This window comes from Delftia sp. ZNC0008 (genome assembly GCF_000799035.1).
In the GTDB taxonomy this organism is placed as follows: Bacteria; Pseudomonadota; Gammaproteobacteria; order Burkholderiales; family Burkholderiaceae_C; genus Comamonas; species Comamonas tsuruhatensis.
Window position 1 is genome coordinate 1 of the sequence record NZ_JTKZ01000158.1, and the last position, 4824, is coordinate 4824.

General features: G+C 68.9%; 3 protein-coding genes. 2 read left to right on the forward strand and 1 reads right to left on the reverse strand.

The window, feature by feature from the left end:
* Both L995_RS05420 and L995_RS05425 read left to right on the forward strand, forming a co-directional pair.
* Positions 1 to 621 (forward strand): FecR family protein (locus L995_RS05420; RefSeq protein WP_047469922.1); only part of this gene is annotated, 621 nt, incomplete at its 5' end.
* 271 nt (positions 622 to 892) lie between these two features.
* The gene (locus L995_RS05425) at positions 893 to 3511 is read left to right on the forward strand and encodes a TonB-dependent siderophore receptor (protein ID WP_047469924.1); all 2619 of its coding nucleotides are present in this window, start codon (positions 893 to 895) and stop codon (positions 3509 to 3511) included.
* Positions 3512 to 3707: 196 nt separating this feature from the next.
* Here L995_RS05425 and L995_RS05430 read toward each other — a convergent pair whose 3' ends face one another.
* Positions 3708 to 4790, reverse strand: a complete 1083-nt coding sequence (locus tag L995_RS05430) for a metallophosphoesterase (protein WP_016447512.1) — start codon at positions 4788 to 4790, stop codon at positions 3708 to 3710.
* Positions 4791 to 4824: the final 34 nt, after the last annotated feature.

Below are 4824 nucleotides of genomic sequence, written 5' to 3' on the forward strand. Positions count from 1 at the left end.
GAGGTGCGCGAGGCCGAACTGCCCGATGGCACACGGGTCACGCTGAATTTTTCCTCTAGGCTGCAGGTGCGCTACTACCCGCGCCGCCGCGAGACGGTGCTGGACCAGGGCGAGGCCTTCTTCCAGGTCGCCGCCGACCGCTCGCGGCCCTTCACCGTGGACAGCGGCGCCAGCCAGGTCCGCGTGGTGGGCACGGCCTTCAATGTGCGCGCCGGGCCGCCAGCGCTGGTGGTGAAGGTGCTGGAGGGCAAGGTGGAACTGCGTCCCGACCGCCATGCTGCGGACGACCGGCGCCTGCTGCTGGGCGCGGGCGCAGGCATGTCCGTCGATGCCCGCGACGGCACACGGCAGCCGCTGGCCGCGGGCGCGGACACCGTGGGTGACTGGCGCAGCGGCCAGCTGGTGTTCCAGCAGGCGCCGCTGACCCAGGTGGCAGCCGATCTGGCGCGCTACCTGGGCCAGCCCGTACGGGTGGATGGCGATGCGCGGCTGGCCGCGCTGTCCGTGTCCGGCGTGGCGCTGACCGGCAAACCCGAGGTGTTTCTGCGCTCGCTGCCGCACTTGTTGCCGGTGCGTGTGCAGGGCGATGCGCAAGGCGGCTGGCGAATCTCGGCGCATTGAGTGCTTTGTCTATTTGTAAATTAATGTAAACAACTCGCTTTCTCGGTTCGGCCACGTTCCCACTTTGGCGCGGTAGCGGGTTTTACCTTCATGGAGGCCGGGTTTTCTCGCGCCTCCATGGTTGCCAGCCAGGCCGCTGCCCAGTGCACAGCTCAGCCAACAACCGCGACGGCCGCGCACGCGCGTGGCGGGTGGACGCTCAACTGTCTGCCTGCCACCCACCGCGCACACCGCGACAGCGGGCAATGGACACAGTGCAGCAGGAGCAGGGATGCAAGCAGGAAAAGAACACGGCAGCGCCGCCATGGGCGCGGGCATTTGGGGAGGAGAGTTTCAGCACAGGGGCAGGCCATGGCGGCGGGCAAGGATGCCGTCGCTGGTGGCTGCAGCCCTGGTTGCGCTGGCGCAGCCTGCGGTGCAGGCGCAGCAGCCATCGTCCGTGCAGGCGGGGCAGGCCGGCCAGGCAGGGGAGCTGGCCTTCAGCATCGCGCCCCAGCCGCTGGCCGGCGCGCTGCGCCAGTTCACGCAGCAGGCCCAGCACCAGGTGCTGTTCGATCCGCAGATCGTTGCAGGCCGCACTTCGCCGGCCTTGCAGGGCCGCTTCACGCCGCGCCAGGCGCTGGACCGGCTGCTGGCGGGCACCGGCGTGACCGTGATCGATGCCGTACCGGGCGCCTATACGCTGAAGGCACCTGCCAGGGAGCCGTCGCCGGCAGCCGATGCTGCGCTGGGCACGGTGCTGGTCACGGCCCAGGCGCACGCTGGCGATACCACGGAGGGTTTGGGCTCCTATGCGGCCTCGCGCGTGTCGCTGGGCAAGGGGCAGAGCGTGCGCGAGACGCCGCAGTCCATCTCCGTGGTCACGCGCCAGCGCATCGAGGACCAGGGCCTGGTCTCCGTGGGCGACGTGATGCAGCAGACCACGGGCGTGACGGTGGACTACGCGGGCTCGGGTGGCCTGGGCGGCACGGCCAACAGCTTCTACGCGCGGGGCTTCAAGATCAGCAATGTCCAGATCGACGGAGCGGCGGTGGACGCCTTCAGCCAGGGCACCTTCGACCCCAACATGGCCATGTACGACAGCGTGCAGGTGATCCGCGGCGCGGACGGCCTGTACAGCGGCAATGGCGAGCCCGGCGGCTCCATCAACCTGGTGAGAAAGCGCCCCACGGCACAGCCGCAGGTGCTGGCCTCGGCCTCGGTGGGCAGCTGGAACCAGCGCCGGGCCGAAGTCGATGTGGCCGGCCCGCTGGCCGCCGATGGCCGGGTGCGCGGCCGCGCCGTGCTGGCGCACAGCGACCGCGAGTTCTTCTATGACTACGCCGATGCGCGCAACACCTTGCTCTACGGCATCGTGGAAGCCGATCTCACGCCTGCGACCAAGCTGACCCTGGGCGGCAGCTACGACAAGTCGGCCAGCCTGCCCTGGCGCAGCGGCCTGCCGCGCGCGGCCAATGGCGACGATCTGCACCTGCCGCGCAGCACGGCGCTGATGGCCGGCTGGGGCCACTACGACAGAACCAACAAGGAACTGTTTGCGCAGCTGGAGCAACGACTGCAAGGCGACTGGCGCGTCCGTGCCCATGCCAACTACGTCAAGGTCGACAGCGACAGCCGTCTGGCGGACATGTCCGGGGCGGTGGACCCCTCGACCGGCTTGGGCGCGGCGCTCAGCGGGTTCTCCAACGATTTCTATTCCACCAAGAAGGCGCTGGATGCCAACGTCAGCGGAACGTTCTCCCTGCTGGGGCGCAGGCACCGGCTGCTGCTGGGCGCGGACTGGGTCAAGATCCGCGACACGCAGGACACCTTTCTCTCCGAAGTGGATACGCCGGCGGGGGGGATCAGTGTGTTCGGCTTCGACCCGGGCGCCATTCCCCTGCCCAGCTTCGTCTGGAAGACGCGCAGCTTCGCGGGCTATGGCGCCACGCAGAAAGGCCTGTACGGCCGGCTCAACCTGAGCCTGACGGACCGCCTGACCGCCATCGTCGGCGCGCGCCGCGCCAGCTACGACACGCAGACGCCCTGGCTGCGCTTCGACCGGGCCGGCAATCTCACCAGCCGCATCGTGTCGTCCTATGGCGAGAGCGGCATCTTCACGCCCTACGGTGGCCTGGTCTACGACATCGACGACCGCTGGACGGCCTACGGCAGCGTCGCCGAGATCCACAAGTCCCAGGCCGACAAGCTGGGTGGGCCCTTGCCCGGCACGCCGCTGGACCCCATCAAGGGCCGCAATTTCGAGCTGGGCGCCAAGGGCGAGTTCAACGAGGGCCGGCTGATGGCCTCCATGGCCCTGTACCGCATAGAGCGCAATGGCGAGGCCGTGGCCGATCCCTCCTACCCCAACACCGACATCGGCGACGCGGGCCTGAACTGCTGCTGGCTGAGCAAGGGCAAGGTGGTCAGCCAGGGCGTGGAAGGCGAGATCTCGGGCGAGCTGGCGCGCGGCTGGCAGCTGTTTGCCGGCTACACCTTCAACCGCAACCACAACAAGACGCCGGGCATCGAAGGCATCTACCACTCCGTCACGCCCAAGCATCTGTTCAAGCTGTGGAGCACCTACCGCCTGCCCGGCGAGCTGTCGCAATGGACGATTGGCGGTGGCGCCAATATCCAGAGCGCGCATTTCGTCAGCGGCTCGGCCAATGCCTTCAATCCTGACACGGGCAAGTTCGACGGTGCGGCCGTGCCCTTCAAGTTCAGCCAGGGCGGCTATGCCGTGTGGAATGCCAGCGTGCAGTACCGCATCAACCGCAACTGGCAGGCCGTGCTCAACCTGAACAACCTGTTCGACAAGGTCTACTACCGCACGGTGGGCACCAGCGGCGGCAACAACTGGTATGGCGAGCCACGCAATGTGATGCTGACGCTGCGCGGAACGTTCTGAGGCACCCCTGAGCGGCTGCGCCGCTTCCCCCTCTCTTCGGAGGGGGGCGGACACCCTCTGGGCGTGGCGCCCAACGCCAGCAACCTGCTGGACAGGCGCTGCTACGTGCCTTCGTTCAACACGGTGTCGGGCAACAACTGCTACGGCGCACCGCGCTCGCTGCTGCTGACGCTAAGCGCCGCGTATCTGGCGCGTGCTATGCGGCAGCGGCCGCCGCAACGCCGAACTCCTCGCTGTCCGCCTGGGCACCGTCGTCGAACACCAGGCGGCGCTCAGGCCAGCGCATGGCGGCAAGCTTGAAGCGCTGCTGCGGGTCCTCGCCCGCCAGGCGGGCATTCCAGCGGCCGCCGACCGAGTAGTCCACGCAAAACACATTGCCGCGCCGGCCGTGCCAGGACAGCGGGCCCGTCTGGCCGAACAGGTTCTCGGCCTGGGCGCCGTGGAAGGACGGGCCGCCGCGATTCAGGCGCCGCCAGTAGTGGCCCACGACCACGGCCTGGGCATCCTCATATTCGTTCCACCAGGCCACGCGCTCGACGAAGCGCCACTTGCCGCCCGCGTAGAAGGGATTGCGGCATTCGCGCTCCACGCCCGAGGTCAGCACCTTCAGCGGATTGACCATGGCCTTGGCCAGTTCGCTTTCGCTGTGCGCGGGCAGGAAGGGCGGTAGCCAGTTGCGGTCTTCCAGGTCGTGCGGCCATTGCCGGCGCTCGGCGCGCATGCGCTCGGCCACCTTGTTGACCTGGGCCTGCTGGGCGGCCACGGCCTCGAAGTGGTCATAGGCGCTGCGCGCGCTGCCCGGCGGCAGCTCGCGCGCCATGGCGATCTGCTGCGGGCGCCAGGCCGCGTGGACCACGCGCAGGTCCTCGCGCTCCATGGCGATGGGCAGCCGCTCCAGCAAGGCCAGGGTGTCGGGGATATCGCACAGCGGCATGCGTGCGAACGGGGCGTACTTGGGTGTGTCGGAGGCCACGCGGCTGTCGAAGAACCAGCCGGAGCCGTCCTTGGCATCCTCGCGCAGCAGGTTGATTTCGTGGTTGCCGAGCACGGCCAGCGCATGGCCCGACTCCAGCATGGGCACCACGCGGGCCAGCACGCCCGGGCTGTCGGGACCCCGGTCGCAGAAGTCGCCCACGAAGACCAGGCGCCTGCCCTGGGGGTGGCGGCCCAGCGCGTCGTAGCCCAGGTGCCCCAGCAGATGCTCCAGCGCTTCGGCTTCGCCATGGATGTCGCCGACGATGTCGAGCGGACCGGGGGGCAGGGGCTGGACGAGGCTCATGGCGGAAAGATGCAAAAGACGGCGCAGGACGCGG

Excerpts from the sequence above, each read along its gene's own strand:
- L995_RS05425 (WP_047469924.1), top strand. The coding sequence starts at position 893 with ATGCAAGCAGGAAAAGAACACGGCAGCGCCGCCATGGGCGCGGGCATT.
- L995_RS05430 (WP_016447512.1), bottom strand. The coding sequence starts at position 4,790 with ATGAGCCTCGTCCAGCCCCTGCCCCCCGGTCCGCTCGACATCGTCGGC.